The sequence below is a fragment of the Desulfovibrio desulfuricans genome, from assembly GCF_004801255.1.
Taxonomy (GTDB): Bacteria; Desulfobacterota; Desulfovibrionia; order Desulfovibrionales; family Desulfovibrionaceae; genus Desulfovibrio; species Desulfovibrio desulfuricans_C.
The window spans coordinates 930200-948580 of sequence record NZ_CP036295.1 but is presented as its reverse complement, the minus strand read 5'-3'; the positions used below and the strand labels follow the sequence as shown (position 1 = coordinate 948580).

16 protein-coding genes are annotated in these 18381 nt (G+C 63.6%); 11 read left to right on the top strand and 5 right to left on the bottom strand.

What is annotated here, in order from left to right; all coding sequences use genetic code 11:
* Positions 1 to 7: 7 nt before the first annotated feature.
* The 11 genes from DDIC_RS03890 to clpB all read left to right on the top strand — a co-directional run bounded on the left by DDIC_RS03890 (position 8) and on the right by clpB (position 12059).
* Entirely contained in the window at positions 8 to 997 is a 990-nt protein-coding gene (locus tag DDIC_RS03890; RefSeq protein ID WP_136399236.1) for a major capsid protein, read from the top strand.
* A 105-nt stretch (positions 998 to 1102) separates the two neighbouring features.
* A complete protein-coding gene (locus DDIC_RS03885) occupies positions 1103 to 1546 on the top strand; it encodes a hypothetical protein (RefSeq protein ID WP_136399235.1) in 444 nt (147 codons plus the stop codon).
* A 102-nt stretch (positions 1547 to 1648) separates the two neighbouring features.
* The gene (locus DDIC_RS03880; RefSeq protein ID WP_136399234.1) at positions 1649 to 2239 is read left to right on the top strand and encodes a hypothetical protein; all 591 of its coding nucleotides are present in this window, start codon (positions 1649 to 1651) and stop codon (positions 2237 to 2239) included.
* Positions 2240 to 2280: 41 nt separating this feature from the next.
* On the top strand, positions 2281 to 4128 hold the full coding sequence (locus tag DDIC_RS03875) for a hypothetical protein (protein WP_136399233.1): 1848 nt from the start codon (positions 2281 to 2283) through the stop codon (positions 4126 to 4128).
* Positions 4116 to 4523 (top strand): phage tail assembly chaperone, encoded by a 408-nt coding sequence (locus DDIC_RS03870; protein ID WP_136399232.1) that lies wholly within the window; start codon positions 4116 to 4118, stop codon positions 4521 to 4523. Before DDIC_RS03875 ends, DDIC_RS03870 begins: the two co-directional genes overlap by 13 nt.
* On the top strand, positions 4514 to 6556 hold the full coding sequence (locus DDIC_RS03865; protein WP_136399231.1) for a hypothetical protein: 2043 nt from the start codon (positions 4514 to 4516) through the stop codon (positions 6554 to 6556). The genes DDIC_RS03870 and DDIC_RS03865 overlap by 10 nt, the downstream gene beginning before the upstream one ends.
* Positions 6557 to 6591: 35 nt before the next feature.
* The gene (locus DDIC_RS03860; protein ID WP_136399230.1) at positions 6592 to 7197 is read left to right on the top strand and encodes a GNAT family N-acetyltransferase; all 606 of its coding nucleotides are present in this window, start codon (positions 6592 to 6594) and stop codon (positions 7195 to 7197) included.
* Positions 7188 to 7763, top strand: coding sequence for a hypothetical protein (locus DDIC_RS03855; RefSeq protein ID WP_136399229.1), 576 nt, complete (start codon positions 7188 to 7190; stop codon positions 7761 to 7763). The genes DDIC_RS03860 and DDIC_RS03855 overlap by 10 nt, the downstream gene beginning before the upstream one ends.
* Before the next feature lie 219 nt (positions 7764 to 7982).
* Positions 7983 to 8957: a DnaJ C-terminal domain-containing protein gene (locus DDIC_RS03850; protein ID WP_136399228.1), complete on the top strand. Its 975-nt coding sequence runs from the start codon at positions 7983 to 7985 to the stop codon at positions 8955 to 8957.
* 104 nt (positions 8958 to 9061) lie between these two features.
* Positions 9062 to 9379 carry a chaperone modulator CbpM gene (locus tag DDIC_RS03845; protein WP_136399227.1) on the top strand — a complete coding sequence of 106 codons (318 nt, stop codon included), beginning with the start codon at positions 9062 to 9064 and terminating at the stop codon, positions 9377 to 9379.
* Positions 9380 to 9455: 76 nt separating this feature from the next.
* A complete protein-coding gene (clpB, locus tag DDIC_RS03840; RefSeq protein WP_136399226.1) occupies positions 9456 to 12059 on the top strand; it encodes an ATP-dependent chaperone ClpB in 2604 nt (867 codons plus the stop codon).
* 101 nt (positions 12060 to 12160) lie between these two features.
* Here the strand turns inward: clpB and DDIC_RS03835 are convergent, their stop codons facing one another.
* The 5 genes from DDIC_RS03835 to queF form a co-directional block, all read right to left on the bottom strand.
* On the bottom strand, positions 12161 to 13285 hold the full coding sequence (locus tag DDIC_RS03835) for a glycerol dehydrogenase (RefSeq protein WP_136399225.1): 1125 nt from the start codon (positions 13283 to 13285) through the stop codon (positions 12161 to 12163).
* A 70-nt stretch (positions 13286 to 13355) separates the two neighbouring features.
* The gene (gene ftsY, locus DDIC_RS03830) at positions 13356 to 14729 is read right to left on the bottom strand and encodes a signal recognition particle-docking protein FtsY (RefSeq protein ID WP_136399224.1); all 1374 of its coding nucleotides are present in this window, start codon (positions 14727 to 14729) and stop codon (positions 13356 to 13358) included.
* A 25-nt stretch (positions 14730 to 14754) separates the two neighbouring features.
* Positions 14755 to 15915, bottom strand: coding sequence for a hypothetical protein (locus DDIC_RS03825; protein WP_136399223.1), 1161 nt, complete (start codon positions 15913 to 15915; stop codon positions 14755 to 14757).
* Positions 15916 to 15948: 33 nt separating this feature from the next.
* Positions 15949 to 17703 carry a murein biosynthesis integral membrane protein MurJ gene (gene murJ / locus DDIC_RS03820; RefSeq protein ID WP_136399222.1) on the bottom strand — a complete coding sequence of 585 codons (1755 nt, stop codon included), beginning with the start codon at positions 17701 to 17703 and terminating at the stop codon, positions 15949 to 15951.
* Between the two features lie 67 nt (positions 17704 to 17770).
* Positions 17771 to 18274, bottom strand: a complete 504-nt coding sequence (gene queF, locus DDIC_RS03815) for a preQ(1) synthase (RefSeq protein WP_136399221.1) — start codon at positions 18272 to 18274, stop codon at positions 17771 to 17773.
* Positions 18275 to 18381: the final 107 nt, after the last annotated feature.

Below are 18381 nucleotides of genomic sequence, written 5' to 3'. Positions count from 1 at the left end.
GGGTATTATGGCTAATTCCATGGGTTTGGTGGTGTCCCTGGCTGAAATGGAACAGTTCTACCGCGGCGACAAGGCCGGGCAGATCATCGAGCTGATGAACAAGACCAACGACATCATGGACGATGTGCTCTGGATGGAATCGAACCAGAGCGACGGCCACCTCACCCGCATCCGCACAGGCCTGCCCGAAGTTTACTGGCGCAGGCTCTATCAGGGCACGCCGCCCTCCAAGTCGCAGTGGAGCCAGGTCAAGGAAGGCTGCGGCATCCTTGAGGCCATCATGGAGCTGGACGTGGAAGAGCTGCGCCTCTACGGCAGCCGCGACAAGGTATTTCGCATGAGCGAGGGCGTGGCCTTTGCCGAGGCCATGCGCCAGAAGGTCGCCACCACGCTGTTTTATGGCAACAGCAACATCAACCCCGACGAATTCAACGGTCTTTCCATGCGCTATCCGGCGCAAGACGCCAAAAACGTGCTTGATGCTGGCGGGCGCGACGCCGACGGCTGCACCTCGCTGTGGCTTATTTCGTGGGGTGCGCAGTCGGTGCACGGCATCTACCCCAAGGAGAGCAACGGCGGCCTCTCGCACGAAGACCTCAAAACCTACATGGCCCAGGACCCGGATGGCCGCAAATATCAGGTGGTGGGCGACAAGTACAACTGGCGCTGCGGCCTTGCGGTGCGCGACTGGCGCGGCATCGTGCGCATTGCCAACCTGCCGGTGTCCGCGCTTGGCAAACGCAAGGGGCAGAGCGGATTTGTGGATCTGCAAAAGCTGACCATCGAAGCCAAAAACCTCATGCCCCAGCATTTGCGCCAAAAGGCCGTGTGGTACGCCAATGCCGACGTGCTCACCGCCCTTGAGCTGCAGAATTCCGACGCGGGCAACGTGCAGCTGCAGTACGGCGAATTTTTCGACTCTAAGGCCGTGCCCGTGCTGCATGGCCGGCCTGTGCGCCAGTGCGACGCCATTCTCTCCAGCGAGGCCGTGCTGTAGCGCACGGGTCATGAGCGGGGGCAGAGGTTTCCAGAGCCTCTGCCCCGCAAAACATCACGCTTTCGGCCCCCAATTTTTACCCAAACGTCAGTCAAAGGAGCCACCATGTCCATCATTGACCGCAACAGCGTTTTTTTTGAAGGCCCCCTTACCGCCAACGCCGCAGGCAACCCTGTGCCCCTCACCGGCCTTAAAATTCCGGGCCGCATGGAACCCATACCCCTGCGCCTGTCTGTCACCGAGGCATTCTTGCCCGCAGAGACGCAGGGCCTGACCATCAGCATGGAGCAGTCCGACAGCGCCGACGGCCCCTGGACCGCCGTTGCCGACGCCAGCGTGACCATCGCCAACACGGCTGAAGCTCCGGGCCTTGCCCTGGGCGCCCGCCCCTACCTGCGCTTTTTGCCTCAGGGCGCGCGGCGCGGCTGGCTGCGGCTTTCATTTACCCTTACCCCGGTAGTGGGCAAAACCGTCAGCGCCGGGCGCATCTTTGCCGCCCTTACCCGTGAGGAAGACCTGCCCTACGAGCCCGCCATCATGGCAGGCTAGCCTTCCGCAGGCGGTAGCCTGCTCTCGCGCCTTCGCAAACCTTCCGGGCTGGTCTGCCTCCCGGAAGGTTTGCGGTCATCCCACTTCAGCACAGGATTCGTTATGACCATCAGCCAGATAAGCGTGTGGAACCGGGCGCTTGGTTTTTTGGGTACGCGCAGCGTTGCCTCCGAGCAGGAAAATACGCCCGAAGCCCTGCAGTGCCGCCTGTACTGGGATTCCGCCAGGCGGCAGGTGCTGCGGGATTTTCCCTGGAGCTTTGCCCAGCGCCGGGCCTGGATGCCCCTTGTGCCGCTGCCCGACGGCTACGCACCGGAATTTCGCTTTGCCTACGCCCTGCCCGACGACTGCCTCAAGGTGCATGAGGTGCGCCACGAGGGTATCGCCTCCCGTCCCTTTTGCCTGGCCCAGAACGCGGCTGGCGACGGCTCGCTGCTGCTTACCGACGCGGCGCGCGCCCTCGCCCTGTACACCGAGGATGTGCGCAACAGCCGCCTGTTTGACGACCTGTTTGCGCACATGCTCTCGCGCAAACTGGCGGCCCTCATCGCCGCGCCGCTGCTCAAGGGCAGCAGTCAGAAGGCCGCCGAGCTGGAGCAGCTCTATGCCGACAGCCTTCCCCCGGCCCGCAGCGCCGCCGCCTCGGAGCGCAGCGACCGCCCTACGGAAGACCCCTGGATTGCCGCGCGCTGAGTCAGGCGCAGCAACACCTTTAACCCAGCAAGGAGTCAGGCATGACCCTGCCCTACAGCCCAAGCCGCGCCGTGTACCAAGGCAACGGGGCGGCTACGGCTTTTCCTTTTGCCTTCAAGGTCTGGAGCACAGACCAGCTCAGCGTCAGCGTCACTTCTCCCGACGGGTTCACCGCTGCGGCGCAGGGCTGGACGGCAAGCCTTGGCGAATGCGGCGGCACGCTGACCTATCTGCACGAGGGCGCGCCGCTGCCCGCGGGCTGGCGGCTGGCCATCATGCGCGACATGCCCTTTGCCCAGGGCATAGACCTTGTTTCGGCCTCGCGCTTTGATCCGCAGGTGATCGAGGACGGGCTCGATCAGGCCACTGCCGAATTGCAGCAGCTCAACGAAAAAATTACCCGCGCCGTCATTTTGCCGGCCACCAGCGACCAGTCGCCCGAAGATGTGGTGCGCTCCGTGTACAGCAGCCGCGACGAGGCGGCGCATCATGCCGCAGCGGCTGCGGTTTGCGCGCAGGAGGCAGCGGCCAGCGCCACGTCGGCCGCCAACAGCGCAGACACGGCGGCGCAGACAGTGCAGACAGCAGCAGCCAACGCCGTAAACGCTGCCACGGCGCAGGCCGCCGCGGCAGCACTGAGCGCCGCTGCGGCGGCGCAATCTGCAGAGGATGCCGCTGCCGCCTCGGGCGGCATTGCCCCGCGCATGGATGCGGTGGAGCAGATGAACACGCAGCAGGACAACCGCCTGGATGCTGTGGAAACCGGTGTTGCCGCAGTAGCCGCAACCCTGATCGGCAGCATACAAACCCTGCTCTGCGCCGACGGCTACGTGCCTAACGGCTGCGTACCGGCCAACGGCGGCGAGTACACGCGGGCGCAGTTCCCCAACCTGTATGACGCCTATCTTGCTGGCGGAAAACTGCTCACGTGCACATACGCCGCATGGGCCACACAGGTCGGGTTGACGGGCAACTGCGCCAGGTTTGCGCTGGATGCTGATAACCAGAAATTCAAGGTTCCCCTGCTCAAGGACGGCGACAGCATCACGCAGGCCGCCAGCGCCGCAGAGCTTGGAAAAAGTTACAAGGCAGGGTTGCCAAACCTTACGGGTGATGCATCACGAGGTGCGGCTGAGGGGGACGTTGGCTTTTTTTGGACAAGTGGAGCCCCCACAGGCGTTTTCAAAAAAGGGCGTGCTGTCGCCAATATTATAGGGGGCACCACTGCTGCAGCCTATGCGTTGGCCTTCGATGCCTCTGGGGCAAATGCCATCTACGGCAACTCCACCACCGTCACCGACGAGCAGGTGCGCCTGCGGCACTTTGTGGTTCTCGCCAGTGCGCAGAACAGCGCCAGCGTGTTCGACTGGTCGAACTACATGGCTGCGCTCGCTGGCAAGGCCAACGTGGATTTGAGCAACGCCACGGGCAACGCGATTGGCCTGTACCTGTACGTCAGGGATGAAAAGGCATCGGGAACGCATGGGGGAACGTCCGCTGCTGCCGCGTGGCAAACACGCGACCTTAACACGGTAAAAAACAACAGCCAGAGTGGCGCGTCGCTGGCGAACAACAGGGTTACACTCCCTGCCGGACGGTATTATGTGCGGGGCAAAGCTCCGGCGTACGCCGCGTCAAATACCCGGTGCGCAATATACGATGCTACAAACGCTGCATATCTGCTGCATGGAAACTCCATGACTGCAAATCAGTCGTACTATGGCTACGTTTGCCCAGAAGTGGAGGGCGAATTTACGTTGGCGGCGCAAACGACAATTGAACTCAGAATGTACACAGGCAGCGCAATAAGTTCATACGGACTCGGATTCGCCGCAGGTGTGGCAAATATTAACGAAGTATTCTCGGAGCTGCGCATATGGAAAATGTAATCGACATTCGCATAGCCCTTGAGCAGCTGGGAACCGGCTGGCAGTTTGGCGGCTCGGTAACGGCGGGCACGCAGGAGGCATGGGACGCCGCAGCGTGGGAGGATGAGCGCCCCAAGCCCTCGTGGGGCGAGCTGTGCGCAGCACATGCCTCGGCCACAACTGCAGCGCAGTTCATCACCCTGCGCGCGGATCGTGATGCACGACTTGCTGATACGGACAAGATGCTGCTGCCCGATTACCCCATCGGGGCGGAGACGCTGGCGCAGGTCAAAGCCTACCGCGCCGCCCTGCGCGCCCTGCCGGAGCAACCCGGCGCGCCGTGGGACGGGGGCGGTGCGGCGACGCCATGGCCTGCCGCCCCAAGTAAGCCACAGGCGGAGCAGCCATGCGCGTAGCCCTGCAAAACTTTACCGGCGGCGAAATCGCGCCCACGCTTTCAGCCCGATACGACCTCTCCCGCTACCGCAACTGCGTTGCCTGCATGGAAAACATGTTGCCCGGTCTGCACGGCGATGTGGCCAGAAGGCCCGGAACCCAATTTCTGGCCGAGCTTGACGCCAGCGCCGTGTTGCTGCCCTTCAGCTTTAGCGCTCTGCCCTCGCAGAATTTTGTTCTCGTACTGGGCCAAAAAACCTTGCGTATCGCCACCATCGAGGGGTTTACCGACGCGGGCGTCATTGCCACGCCCTATGCGGCGGACGATCTGCTTGCCATCTGCCACGCACAGGTGGGCGACGTGGTCTACCTGGCCCACCCGGCCTACCCCCTGCACAAAATTATACGGCGCGAGGCCGCAGGCGGCTCCTACGCCTGGAGTCTAGAGCAGGTGGAGCTCAACACCTCGCTGCCCGCGCCCGCCGCGCCAAGCCTGTCGTTTACGGGCAGCGGCGGCAGTTACACACTGCGCTACAAGGTGACGGCGGTGGACGCCAACGGCAGGCAGTCGCTGGCATCCCCCGCCGGGGAGTGCCTCTCGGCGCGCCACCCATCCGACTGGGTGGTGGGCAACAGCACAAACATAAGCTGGTCCGCCGTGGACGGCGCGGCAGAATACAACATCTACCGTGAAGAAGCGGGCTATTTTGGCTTTATCGGCGTATCGTCCTCCACCAGCTTCAGCGATCAGAACTACAAAGCCGACACCACCGACACCCCCGGCGAAGACTGGAATCCCTTTGCCGACGGCAACAATCCCGGCGTGGTGGCCTTTCACCAGCAGCGAATGGTGCTGGCCGCAACGCCTGCCACGCCGCAGGCTTTCTACATGTCGCGCACGGGCGATTTTGAGTCGTTTCGCAAGTCACGTCCGCTGCAGGACGACGACCCCGTGGAATACCTCATTGCCTCCGGCTCCATCGATTCCGTCACATGGGTCGCCAGCTTCGGCGATCTGCTGGTGGGCACGGCGGGCAGCGAGTACAAGGCAAGCGGCGGCGACGGCACGGCCATAACGCCGCAAAAGGTCAGCATCACGGCCCAATCGTACTGGGGCAGCGCGGGGCTTGCGCCCATCATCATCGGCAATTCTGTGCTGCACGTGCAGCGCCACGGCTCGCGCGTGCGCGACCTTTTTTATTCACTCGAAAAAGACGGCTACGCGGGCAACGACCTTTCCATCCTTGCGCCTCATCTGTTTGAGGGCCACACCGTCAAGCAGTGGGCCTACCAGCAGACGCCAGGCTCAACCATCTGGTGCGTGCGCGACGACGGCCTGCTGCTGGCCTTTACCTACATGAAGGAGCACGACATCTGGGGCTGGTCGCGCCACATCACCGACGGCAAGGTGCTCTCAGTGGCGGCTGTGGCCGACAAGACCGGGGATGCGCTGGCCATGGTGGTGCAGCGAAAGATAGCGGGACAGACACGCTATTTTCTTGAGCGGCTGGCCCCGGTCTGGACAGACAGCCAGCCCATTGCCGACGCCTATTTTGTGGATTGCGGCCTGAGCATACGCGCCGCCTCTCCCACCAGGGAAGTGGCCGGGCTCGAACACCTGGAAGGCTGCTCGCTGGCCGTGCTGGCCGACGGCAGCCCGGTTGAAGGCTGCGTGGTGCGCGGGGGACGCATAGAGCTGCCCTACGCCGCCACGGCAGTACAGGCCGGTTTGCCCTATGTCTCCGTGCTTTCGCCCCTGCCGGTAGAGAGCGACCTCACCTCTGGCACAACTCTGGCGCACGGACGCGCCTACGGTTCATGCTCGCTGCGACTCTACCGCAGCGTGGGCGGCCAGTACGGCCCCAGCCGCACAGAATTGTACGACCTGCCTTTTATGCCGGAGCGCTGGTCAGAGGCCGTACAGCCTTTTTCCGGCGATCTGGCCTGCGCCCCCTGCGGCGGATGGGACAATCAGGCGAGCATCTGGCTTGTGCAGCAACGGCCCCTGCCATTTCGCATTCTGGCGCTCACGCTGGATATCACCTTTGCCTGACGAATCAACCCGTTACGCCCCAGCAAGGAGCACGCATGCTGACCATTGCAACAGAAACCTTTTCGCAGCTGGCGCACGAGGCCAGTCATCTGGCGGCTGCGCACTGGGACGAAGTGGAGGCTCCCCTGCACGGGCAGCAAACCTACGCCCTTGACCATACCCGCTACGCTACCCTTGAAAGGCTGGGCATGCTGCATATCAGCGCAGCGCGCGGCCATACTGACGCGGCAACGTGCCCGGACAGTCAGGGCCCAGCCGCCGACGGCAACCACGCGCTACAGGGGCGGGGCAGCATCCCGCAAACACCAGGCAGTTGCAGGCCGCTGGCAGGCTACGCCGCCTTTACGCTGGTGGCCTGCCCCCACCGCCAGCAAACCCTGCTGGCGGCGCTGGACGGCCTGTATCTTGCCCCCTGGGCACGCGGCGGTCTGTTTGCCCTGCGGCTGCTGCGTCATGCGGAGACGGCCCTTGCCGCACGCGGGGTGGAACTTGTGCAATACAGCTCGCCAGCCTCCCGCCCATGCCATGCGCTCTACCGCCGCCTTGGGGCACAACCCACAGAAACCATCTGGCACAAGACGCTGCGGCTCAAGGCCAACACTGCCGCAGCGGACAGACAGGAGGAGACCCAATGGCCATAGCAACCAGCACAGCCGCCATGATCAGCGCCGCAGTGGCCCTTGCCGGGGCCGCAGCCGGAACGGCAGGCGCAGTGCAGCAGGCCGAAAACCGCCGCCAGCAGGAGGAATACCAGTCGGAGCTGGCGGCCCACAACGCCCAACAGGCCGAGCTGAGCGCCGAGGCTGCGGACGATGCAGCCCGGCAGGAGCGCCGCGCGGGCTATGAAGCGGCTCAGGCCAAAAGACAGGAGGCCGCCCGCATCATAGGCTCGCAACGCGCTGAGGCCGGGGCCTCAGGAGCGCAGACCGATGCTGGCTCCGCCCTGGATAAAAATCTGGACACCGCCGAGAAAGGCGAGCTGGACGCCCTCTCCGCCGAGCAACAGGGCCAAAGCAGAGCCCACATGCAAGACATGCGCGCCTGGAGCCTGCGCAACCAGTCGGCAGAGGCGGCATCTACCGCCGACTTTGCGGGGTCGCGGGCGGATACCGACTACCTTGGCCTGAGCAGCACCCTGCTCAACGGCGCGACGCGCGTCGGCCGTAATTTTTACACCATTGGTTCCCGAGGGCCGCTGCTGCCGTAGACAGCGCCACCCGCCGCAATAAGGCCCCAGCCGTCGCATTTGCGGCAGCTGGGGCCTTATTGTTGATATCTGTGGAAACCCCTGCGTAATGCCAGATAAAAACACGGCATTTACCTATTGACGACGCGCGGCCTGACATTACTTTTTATGGGCAGACGGTGCGAACAGGTGTAATCTGAACGCACGTCAAGGAAACGAGCCGACGGGGGAGCACGCATCATGGCAGTATCGTACAAGGATTATTATAAACTTCTGGGTGTGGAACGCGGAGCGACGGCCGAGGAGGTATCCAAGGCTTACAAAAAACTTGCCCGCAAATACCACCCCGACCTCAACCCCGGCGACAAGCAGGCTGAGGAGAAGTTTAAGGAAATCAACGAAGCCTATGAAGTGCTCAAAGACCCGGAAAAGCGCAAACTGTATGACCAGCTTGGCCCCAACTGGCAGCACGGCCAGCAGTTTCAGGGTGAACCGGGCTTTGAGAATGTACATTTTACGTTCAACGGCAAAAATTTTGACGGTTCAGGCTTTTCAGACTTTTTTGAAACCCTGTTTGGAGGCGGCGGCCAATTTGGTGGTCAATATGGCGGCCCCTTTGGCGGGCAGGCCAGCGGGCGCGGGGCCAATTTTGGACCTGACCCCTTCGGCGGGTTTTCCGCCCGTCAGCGGCGCGGCCGCGACGTGGAGGCGGAGCTGGCGCTGAGCCTGGAGGAAGTGCTGCGCGGCGGTCCGCGTTCGGTCTCCATCACCATGCCCGCAGGCACAAAAACCCTTGAGGTCAATGTGCCCTCAGGCATCCGCGAGGGGGCCAAACTGCGCCTCGCCGGGCAGGGCGACCCTGTGCCGGGCGGCACGCCGGGCGACCTTTTTTTGCGGGTGCGCTACCTGCCCCACGCGGTTTTCAAGATGGACGGCGACAACCTGCAGTGCGACCTGGCACTGGCCCCTTGGGAGGCCGCACTTGGCGCGCGGGTTGAGGTTCCGACCCTTGAAGGCAGCGTAGAGATGCAGATTCCCGCTGGCTCCAGCTCCGGGCGCAAGTTCCGCCTACGCGGCAAGGGCCTTGGAGCGGGCGACAAACGCGGCGACCTGCTTGCAAGAGTCATGATCCGGGTTCCCGCCCAGATTACGGACGAAGAGCGCGACCTGTGGACCAAGCTGGCCGAGGTTTCGGCTTTCAAGGCCCGCTCATAAGGAGCACCAGACAGTCGTCCGGCGGCTGCACACAGGGTTTGCATGCGTATTCCAGCGGCGCCGCCGCAGGCGGCAACCGATACGGTTACTGGTGGAGGACACAAATGAGCATGACCCCAAAAAAATCTTCACTGCCCGTGCCTTCAACGGTCATGGTCTGGCAGGAGTTTATTGAAGCCACGGGCATTGCGCCCGAGAGGCTACAGGAACTGCTGGGCCTCGGCTGGATTGAAGCCCGCACCAGCGCGGCGCAGAATTTCCTTTTTCGCGATGTGGATATTTACCGCGTGCGCAAGCTTGAGCGCATCTGCTGTGATTTTGAGCTGCCCGTGCTTGGCGGCACCATCATCGTGGATCTGCTGGAGCGCATTGATTCCCTGGAGCGCAGGGTGCAACGGTTGCAGCATTTTGAAGAAGACTAGCCGGTAGAGCGCATGCCGACTCCCGGCCCCCAAATACATTTCGTCCGCCCTTGCGCGGACAAGGTGGAGGAAGCTTATGGACATCAACAAATTTACGGATAAAGCCAGGGAAGCCGTGGGGCAGGCCCAAAGCATTGCCGCAGGCATGGGCCATCAGGAGACGGATGCCGAGCATCTCGCCCTGGCCCTCACCCAGCAGGAAAACGGCATCGTGCCCCGCATTCTGGAGCAAATGGGCGTGCAGCCCAAGGCCCTCAGCGTGGCCATTGAAGGAGCCCTGCGCAAGCGGCCCTCGGTCTCCGGCGGCGGCATGGATCCCAACAAGATCATGATTACCCAGCGGCTGGCGAAAATTCTGGGCGACGCCCAAAACGAAGCCAACCGCATGAAGGACGAATACGTAAGCGTAGATCACCTGTTTGCCGCGCTTACCGATGTTTCGCCCTCCTCGCCCCTTGGCGAAGTTTTTAAGGAATACAAGATCGCCCGTGCCCGCTTTGTGGCAGCCATGGACGAGCTGCGCGGCGGCGCGCGCGTTAACAGCGCAACCCCGGAGGACACCTTTGAGGCCCTGACCAAGTACGCCCGCGACCTTGTGGAAGCAGCCCGCCAGGGCAAGATGGACCCGGTCATTGGCCGCGATGCCGAAATACGCCGCGTTATCCGCATTCTCTCGCGCCGCACCAAGAACAACCCGGTGCTCATAGGCGAGGCTGGCGTGGGCAAAACCGCCATTGTAGAAGGTCTGGCCTTCCGCATAGTGAAGGGCGACGTGCCCGAGGGCCTCAAGGGCCGCAAGCTCTTTGCCCTTGATATGGGCGCGCTCATTGCCGGCGCAAAGTATCGCGGCGAGTTTGAAGAGCGCCTCAAGGCCGTGCTCAACGAGGTGGAAAAAAGCGAAGGCCAGATCATCCTGTTCATCGACGAGCTGCACACCATCGTGGGCGCGGGCAAAACCGAAGGGGCCATGGACGCGGGCAACCTGCTCAAACCCATGCTGGCCCGAGGCGAGCTGCACTGCATCGGCGCGACCACTGTGGACGAGTACCGCAAGTATATTGAAAAGGACCCGGCCCTTGAGCGCCGCTTCCAGCCCGTGATGGTTGAAGAACCCACGGTGGAGGACGCCATCTCCATCCTGCGCGGGCTCAAGGAGCGCTTTGAGGTGCACCACGGCGTGCGTATCAGCGACTCGGCCATTGTTGAGGCGGTTGTCCTTTCGCACCGTTACATCACCGACCGCCAGCTGCCGGACAAGGCCATTGATCTTATCGACGAGGCCGCGGCCATGATCCGTACCGAGATCGATTCGCTGCCCGCCGACCTGGACGAGGTAAACCGCAAGGTCATGCAGCTTGAGATCGAGCGCGAAGCCCTGCGCCGCGAAACAGACGCCGCCTCGCGCGAGCGGCTTGAAAGGCTTGAAAACGAGCTGGCCGACCTGCGCGCGCAGCAGGCCAACATGCGCAAACAGTGGGAGAGCGAGAAAGGCTCCATCGACCATGTGCGCCAGATCAAGGAGCAGATCGAGCAGACCAAGCTTGCCATTGAGCAGGCCGAGCGCGCCTACGACCTCAACAGGGCCGCCGAGCTCAAATACTCCAAGCTGCTCGAGCTGGAAAAGAAGCTGGCTGCCGCATCCGGCGCAGGAGCCGAAAACGAAGGGCCGCGCCTGCTCAAGGAAGAAGTGCGCCCCGACGACGTGGCCGAAATTGTGGGCAAGTGGACGGGCATACCCGTGACGCGGCTGCTTGAATCCGAACGCGAAAAGCTGCTGCGCCTGGGCGACCAGCTGCACGAGCGCGTGGTGGGTCAGGACGAGGCCGTTACCGCAGTGGCCGATGCCGTGCTGCGTGCCCGCGCGGGGCTTTCCGACCCGGCGCGGCCCACGGGTTCGTTCATCTTTCTTGGCCCCACGGGCGTGGGCAAAACCGAGCTTTCCAAGGCCCTGGCCGAGGCCCTGTTTGATACGGAAGACAACATGGTGCGGCTCGACATGAGCGAATATATGGAGAAGCACTCCGTATCGCGGCTCATCGGCGCGCCTCCAGGCTACGTCGGCTATGACGAAGGCGGCCAGCTTACCGAGGCCGTACGCCGCAAGCCCTATTCCGTCATTCTGTTTGACGAGATAGAAAAGGCGCACCCCGACGTGTTCAACACCCTGCTGCAGCTGCTGGACGATGGCCGCCTTACGGACAGTCAGGGCCGCACGGTGGATTTTCGCAACTGCATAGTGATCATGACCTCCAACATCGGCTCCATGCACCTGCTGGACGGCATCTCGGCCGAAGGCATGCTCAAGGAAGGCGCGAGGGAAAGGGTCATGGAGGAACTGCGGGCGCACTTCCGCCCCGAGTTTCTCAACCGGGTGGACGAAACCGTGGTCTTTTTGCCCCTGCGGCGCGACCAGATCGCCCGCATCGTGGATCTGCAGGTCAACCGCCTGCGCAAACGGCTTGAAGACCGCAAGATAAAGCTTGAGCTTACCGACGCGGCCCGCAAGTTTATTGGCGACGCCGGGTACGACCCAGTCTACGGCGCGCGGCCCCTCAAGCGCTACGTGCAGCAGGCAGTCGAAACCCCGCTGGCCAAGGAGCTGGTGGGCGGCAAGATTCGCGACGGCCAGACCGTGGTTGTGGACGCGGCAGACGACAAGCTGCAGTTCCGCACCGCATAAGCGGCCAAGCAACAATACGCCAAACACAAGGGGGATTCCTGAGCAGGAATCCCCCTTTTTTGTCGCCAGTTGAGCCTTGCGGGTTTGATCCGCTACTGCGCTTAACTTCTGTAGGCGTTGCCCAGGGCGTCCGCCGACATAATGGCCGCGGCGACGCTTTCTTCCGTAACGGGAAAGGGCATGCCGTGGATGGATTCCTCCGGCAGGCAGGCCTTGCGGGCCACATTGCGCAGGTCTTCGGCGCTTATGTCCACAACGCCGATGTCCCTGAGGCAGACAGGCAGGCCCACGGAGGTGCAGAATTCCAGCACTTCGTCAATTTCTTCCGTGGGCGCGTTTTCCAGCACCAGCTGGGCCAGGGTGCCAAAGGCCACTTTTTCGCCGTGCAGATAGGCGTGGGTCTCTTCCAGCGCGGTGAGGCCGTCGTGGATGGCATGGGCTGCGGCAAGGCCGCCGCTCTCAAAGCCAAGGCCCGAGAGCAGGGTATTGGCCTCAATGACATTTTCCAGAGCCGGGGTTGCCAGCTTGGCCTGACAGGCCAGCACGGCCTTGTAGCCGTCATCGAGCAGGGTGCGGTAGCAGGCGGCGGCGAGGGCCTGGGCGGCCATGGTGCCTCTGGCGGGGGCGCAGTCGCCGGTGCGCGCGCCGCAGGGCAGCCCCGCGTTGACGGGAGCGCACGAGCGCTGGCTGGCGCGCGCCTCAAAATAGGTCGAAAGTGCGTCGCCCATACCCGAAACCAGATACCGCAGGGGCGAGGCGGCAATGATGGAAACGTCCATCAGCACCACGTCGGGGTTGCGGAGAAAATAGGCGTAGTCTTCCATCTCGCCGCTGGGCTTGTAGATGACCGCCGAGTGGCTTGTGGGCGCGTCGGTGGCGGCGGTGGTGGGAACCACAATAAGCCCGTGCCCTGCGGCCACGCAGCGCGCCGTGTCCAGCGCCTTGCCGCCGCCAAGCCCCACGGTGCAGTGGCAGGAATGCTTGCGGGCCAGCTCGCTCAGGCGGGCGATTTCGTTGCGCGAGCACTCGCCCTGAAAATCCGTCTCCACAAAGGTAACGCCAAACTTGGCAGCTGTGGCGTCCAGCGCCTCGCGCACGCGCTTGACGCTGGTTTTTGTAGCGACCAGCAGGGCCGACGTTCCGTACTGCCTTACAAAATATCCAAGATTGAACAGTTCGTTTTCACCCTGCACATACTTGGACGGACAGATAAACGCTCTTCTCATGGCATGCTCCGCTACCGGCCCTTGGACCGGGCTTGCAATTTTGTACGGGCAGCGGCCCAGGGTCTTGGCCCTAGGCGTCGGCCTTTGCGCCCAACAGGGCTCGGGCGTAGTCCTCGCCGCTGAAGGGGCGCAGGTCTTCCATTTTTTCACCCAGCCCCACGTAGGTGATGGGCAGGTGGTGCTGCATGGCTACGGCAATGGCCACGCCGCCCTTGGCCGTGCCGTCGAGCTTGGTGATGATAAGCTCGTCAATGCCTGCGGCCTCCTTGAACAGTTTGGTCTGCGAAAGGGCGTTCTGCCCGGTGGTAGCGTCGATCACCAGTATGGTGCGGTGTGGTGCGCCAGCGTGCTTTTTGCCCAGCACCTGACGTATTTTGCTCAGTTCTTCCATCAGGTTGACCTTGGTCTGCAGGCGGCCCGCCGTATCTACATAGAGCACGTCCACGCCTTCCTGCAGCGCGCGGTCCATGGCCTCGTAGGCAACCGCTGCGGGGTCCGACCCGGCCGTGCGCGCATGAAACAGCGCCCCCACGCGCTCGGCCCAGACTTGCAGCTGCTCGATGGCGGCAGCGCGAAAGGTATCGGCTGCGGCAATCATGACCTTTTTGCCCTGCATGCGGTCGCGATGGGCCAGCTTGGCAATGGTGGTGGTTTTGCCCACGCCGTTGACGCCGATCATCAGCACGACCTCAGGCGGGTTAACGGCTGCGATGCGGCGCGGCGCGCGAAAAATCTCTTCCACCTCGGCCATGAGCAGCTCGCGCACCTTGACGGATTGCGTAACTTTTTCCTTGCGGGCGCGTTCTTTCAGGCGCTCCACCAGCTCGATGGAGGGCTCGTAGCCAAGGTCGGCCATGATAAAGAGTTCTTCCAGTTCTTCCCAGAATGCGTCGTTGAGCTCGCCATGCCCGGCAAACAGCGCGTCCAGCCCCTTGGCAAACTGCTCACGCGTACGCGAAAGCCCCTGACTGATTTTGAGAAACAGGCGGTTGCGCTCGTCCTCCTCATCTTCCATGTCGAGGGCAAGAGCCAGCCGGTACTGGAGTTCAGAGCGGAATTCCTCCACCTGCCGATAATCCATGCGGGCGAGCCAGCCCTGAAAATCACGCACGAAATTTTGCGCTTCAGCCTCTGGCGCATCAAGGGCGCGCAGCAAAAAGGACAGACGCTGCCACAGCAGATCGCCCGCCTCGTCCACGTCTTCAAGCACAATGCCAAGCCATACGGAGAGCCGGGGTTCCGCCTCGCGCAGGCGCAGGGTAAGAGCTTCGTCGGCGGGGCTGGCGGCAAGGGGTTGGGATGCGGAAGACGCGTCCGCAGGGGTTGGCGCCGTCTGTCCGCCTTCCGGCGCGGAGGCAACCGCGTTTATGTCCGCCTGCGTCTCAGGCGCGGCCGCACCCTCGGCACCGCCAAATATTTTTTTGATGGCTGAAAAAAAACCCATATATTCTCCTTATCTTCCACCCTAATTATACTGAGGGCCTACGTTCCTTGGCAGGCGGCTGCACTTCCAGCGCGTCAAGCACTTCGCGCAGCGCCAGCACGCACTCTTCCACCGTCCGCGCCACAGATGCGGCATCCGCGCCATTAATGGCCCACTGTACGGCGTGCGCGGCAGAGGTCAGCCTTTCCGCCCCTACGCAGGGCGCGGCTTTTTCCAGAATCCGCCCCAGGCGGCACAGGTTTTCCGCGTCTTCAGCCGCGTAGAGCCGCAGCATCAGGTTGGGCGCGTGGGCAAAGGTTCTGCCAAACAGCCCTGCTGTAATGCGCCAGGCTTCAGGCCGACGCAGCAAAAAAGAATGCCCAAGCTCGGCGCTTATGACGGCCCCGGCGGTGATGCCGTCGCTCTGGGGAGCGGGCGCGGCAACGTGCGCAGCGGGGACGGCCTGCGGGCTTGCCGCCACAGCGGCGTTGCCGTCGGCAACTGCGGGAGCAGTGGGAGAACTCGCGCCGCCAGCGGTACTGGCCGAAGCATCGCCCGGCGTATTGGCCGGGGCATCGCCCGGCGTATTGGCCGGGGCATCTCCCCGCCCTGCAACCGGCGCGTCAAGAAGGCCCGGGCTGCGGTCAAACAGCAAAAGCCGCAACCGGGCAAGGTCGCCCCAGTGCCACAGCAGGGCCAGCAGCACCAGCGTGCAGAACGCGGCGGACAGGGAGAACCGCGCCACCTCCCGGCGGGCCTTCTGGGCAAGGTCTTCGTCCGTGAGGCGAGGCGAAAGGTAAACCTCCACCGAACCCACGGGGCGGCCTTCCATCTTGAGCGGATTCATGCCCTGCACGCTGTTTTCGGCAATTTCATCGTCCCAGGGCACGGGTTCCCACTGATAGTTGCGCCTCTGCCCTTCCAGCAGCCCCCGGTTTGTCTGCACCTTGACGGCGTAAATGGATTCGTCCGCCATGGCGGCAATGACAATGGTGCGGGCTGCCAGCTCGTCCAGCTCCCACGCGGGCAACGACAGCAGGGCCGCCAGCTGGGCCGCCGTGCGCCCGGCCTCGCTGCTGAGGCGGTTTTCCGCCTCCTGCCTGTCCTCGTTGACGTTCCACAAGCCCATGAGCAAAAACAGCAGCAGTGCGGCCGCCCATACAATCAGGGCCAGCCTGCGGCGCAGAACGTGGTTTATATGAGGCATATACATTGCCGCGAGAACACGTTCCCGCGCTCCTTACTGTTTGTGGGGTCTGCCACGCAGACGGTACACCATTGCGCGGGCAGCCGTAAGGGCATCGCCGTCGCGCATAATCAGCAGGCACGCCAGCCAGGCCGCCGCGCCGCCAAGGATGGCCAGAGCCAGCTCAAGCCAGACGCCGCGCCCGCGCAGCAGCTCCAGCAGTTGCCATGCGCTCAAAGCCGTGACTGCGGCAGCCGCCAGCTGCCGCGCTACTGCGCCCGCAGCAGGCAGGCAGGCCCAGCCCGCAGAAGCGTGTAAAAAATTTCTTTTCAAGCCGCTGCGCAGCACATATAGCAAAAAACCGCACTGCAGCCATAAACCAAGACTCACAGCCAGAGCCGGGGCCATGACCCCAAGGCTGCCCGAAAAACTATGGACCAGTGCCGCCCCGACCGCAAGTGTGGCTGCCACGGCCCAAACGGCGCTGGCCGCAGTGCGCCGGGCCTCGCCCAGGGCATTGCAGGCCGCCAGCAGCGAACGGTTGACCGCAAAGGCGGGCAGGCCCGGCAGGTACGCCCACAGGGCCAGACCCGTTTCGTAGGCGGCGCTGTCGCCAAAGGCTCCGTGACGCAGCAGGCCTTCCACCAGACGCGGGCCCACGGCCCACAATCCGGCGGTGGCGGGCAGGCTCAGCAGCAGGGTCAGCCGCAACGCCGTGCCCAGCTGGACAGAAAACAGCGAAAAATCCCTTGCCGCTGCCAGCCGGCTCAAGGTAGGCAGGCTGGCCATGCCCAGGCACACGCCCACCAGGCCCAGGGGCAGCTCCAAAAGCCGCTCGGCATAATAGAGGGCCGCCACCTGCCCCCGCCCCAGGCTTGATGCCAGCGACATGGCGGCCAGCATGGCCAGCTGCGGGGCAGAGGCGCCAAGCAGCCCGGCGGGCACACGCCGCAGGCAGCCCCAGGCAAGGGACGCCGCCCGCGCGCGCAGCGTCGCCAGATCCTGATTTTCATGCTGATTTCGACACTCCGGCTGCCCGTCTGTCTGGTCAGGCAACAGCCGCCGCACAGCCAGCCACTGGGCAAACCACTGGGCAAGGCCGCCGCACAGCATGCCCACAGCCAGCGCGGGCGCGGCGGGCAGCAGACCCACCGCAGCCGCAGCCGCAAACAGCAGAATAACAATGTTGAACAGAGCGGGAGATGCCGCAGGCAGCCAGAACACCCCAAGGCTGTGCAGCAGGGCCATACCCAGAGCCGCCATGCCCGCCGCCAGCGTATAGGGCAGGCAGATGCGCAGCAGATGTATGGCCTCGTGCCGCTCCGGCCCGTAAAAACCGGGGGCCAGCACGTCTGTAAGCCACGGCGCCGCAACCAGCCCCAGCGCGGTAAGCAGCGCCAGCACAAGCCCCAGCCTTATGGCCAGGGCACGGGCCAGCAAACGCATGCCCCGGTTGCGGCCAGCCTGCGAAAAGGCCTGCCCAGGGGCTGGGCTATGACGCTCCAGGTGCACCAGACTGGCCGTCAGGGTCATGGAAAGCGACCCCTCGCCCAGCATGCGGCGCAGCACATGGGGCAGGCGCATGGCCGCCACCAGCGCGTCGGCGGCAGCGCCGCCGCCCACAAGCCAGGCCATGCTCATGTCGCGCAACAGCCCGAGCACCCGCGAAACAAGGGCAAAACCGCCCAGCAGGGCCGCCGTGCGGGCAAAGCCGCCCGCAGGCCGAGAGCCGTTTCCGGCTGCGCCGGAAGCGTCATCCGGGGCCTCGCTACGCTGCCCTTGTGTGCCGCCGCTGTCAGAAGCGATCATTGTTCCTCGTTGCAGTCCTGCAAAAGTTCAGGGCATCCATCACCGCCGGGGGCGACGCCAGACGCGCCTACGGACGGTGCGGATCAGGCTCTGACTTCCACGCGGCCACGGCTTCGCGCACAAGGCGGTTCTGCTCTTCGGGCATGCCGTCCTTGAACGTTTCGGCAAACACGTGGATGCGCGTGCCGCCGCGCGGCGCAAACAGCCCCTTGACCCTGCACCAGCACGGATTAAGCAGGGTGCGCAGGTCTTCCAGCACATTGTTGGTGATGGTTTCCATAAAGGACTGGTGATTGCGGAAGGCGAACATGTAGAGCTTGAAGCTCTTGGATTCCACGCACAGTTCGTCGGGGATATATTCCACGGTGATGGTGCCGCAGTCGGGCTGGCCGGTCACCGGGCACAACGACGTAAATTCGGGAAAGCTGATGCTGATCACATAGGGACGCTGGGGAAAGCAGTTGGGAAAGGCCTCCAGCAAGGCTACGCTGGGGCCGCCTTCCGGGGACTGAAGCCGGCCTGTGCCGAGAACCTTCAGGTCCTGGGTCTGATCCTGGCTGCGGGTACTCATGGGATACTCCTTGATACACGAAAATGACGCTGCACGGCAGCGTGGGGGGGCCGCCCGCGCGGGGCAGCAAGGGCTGCGCGCAGGCAAAGAAAAAACTTCACAACGCG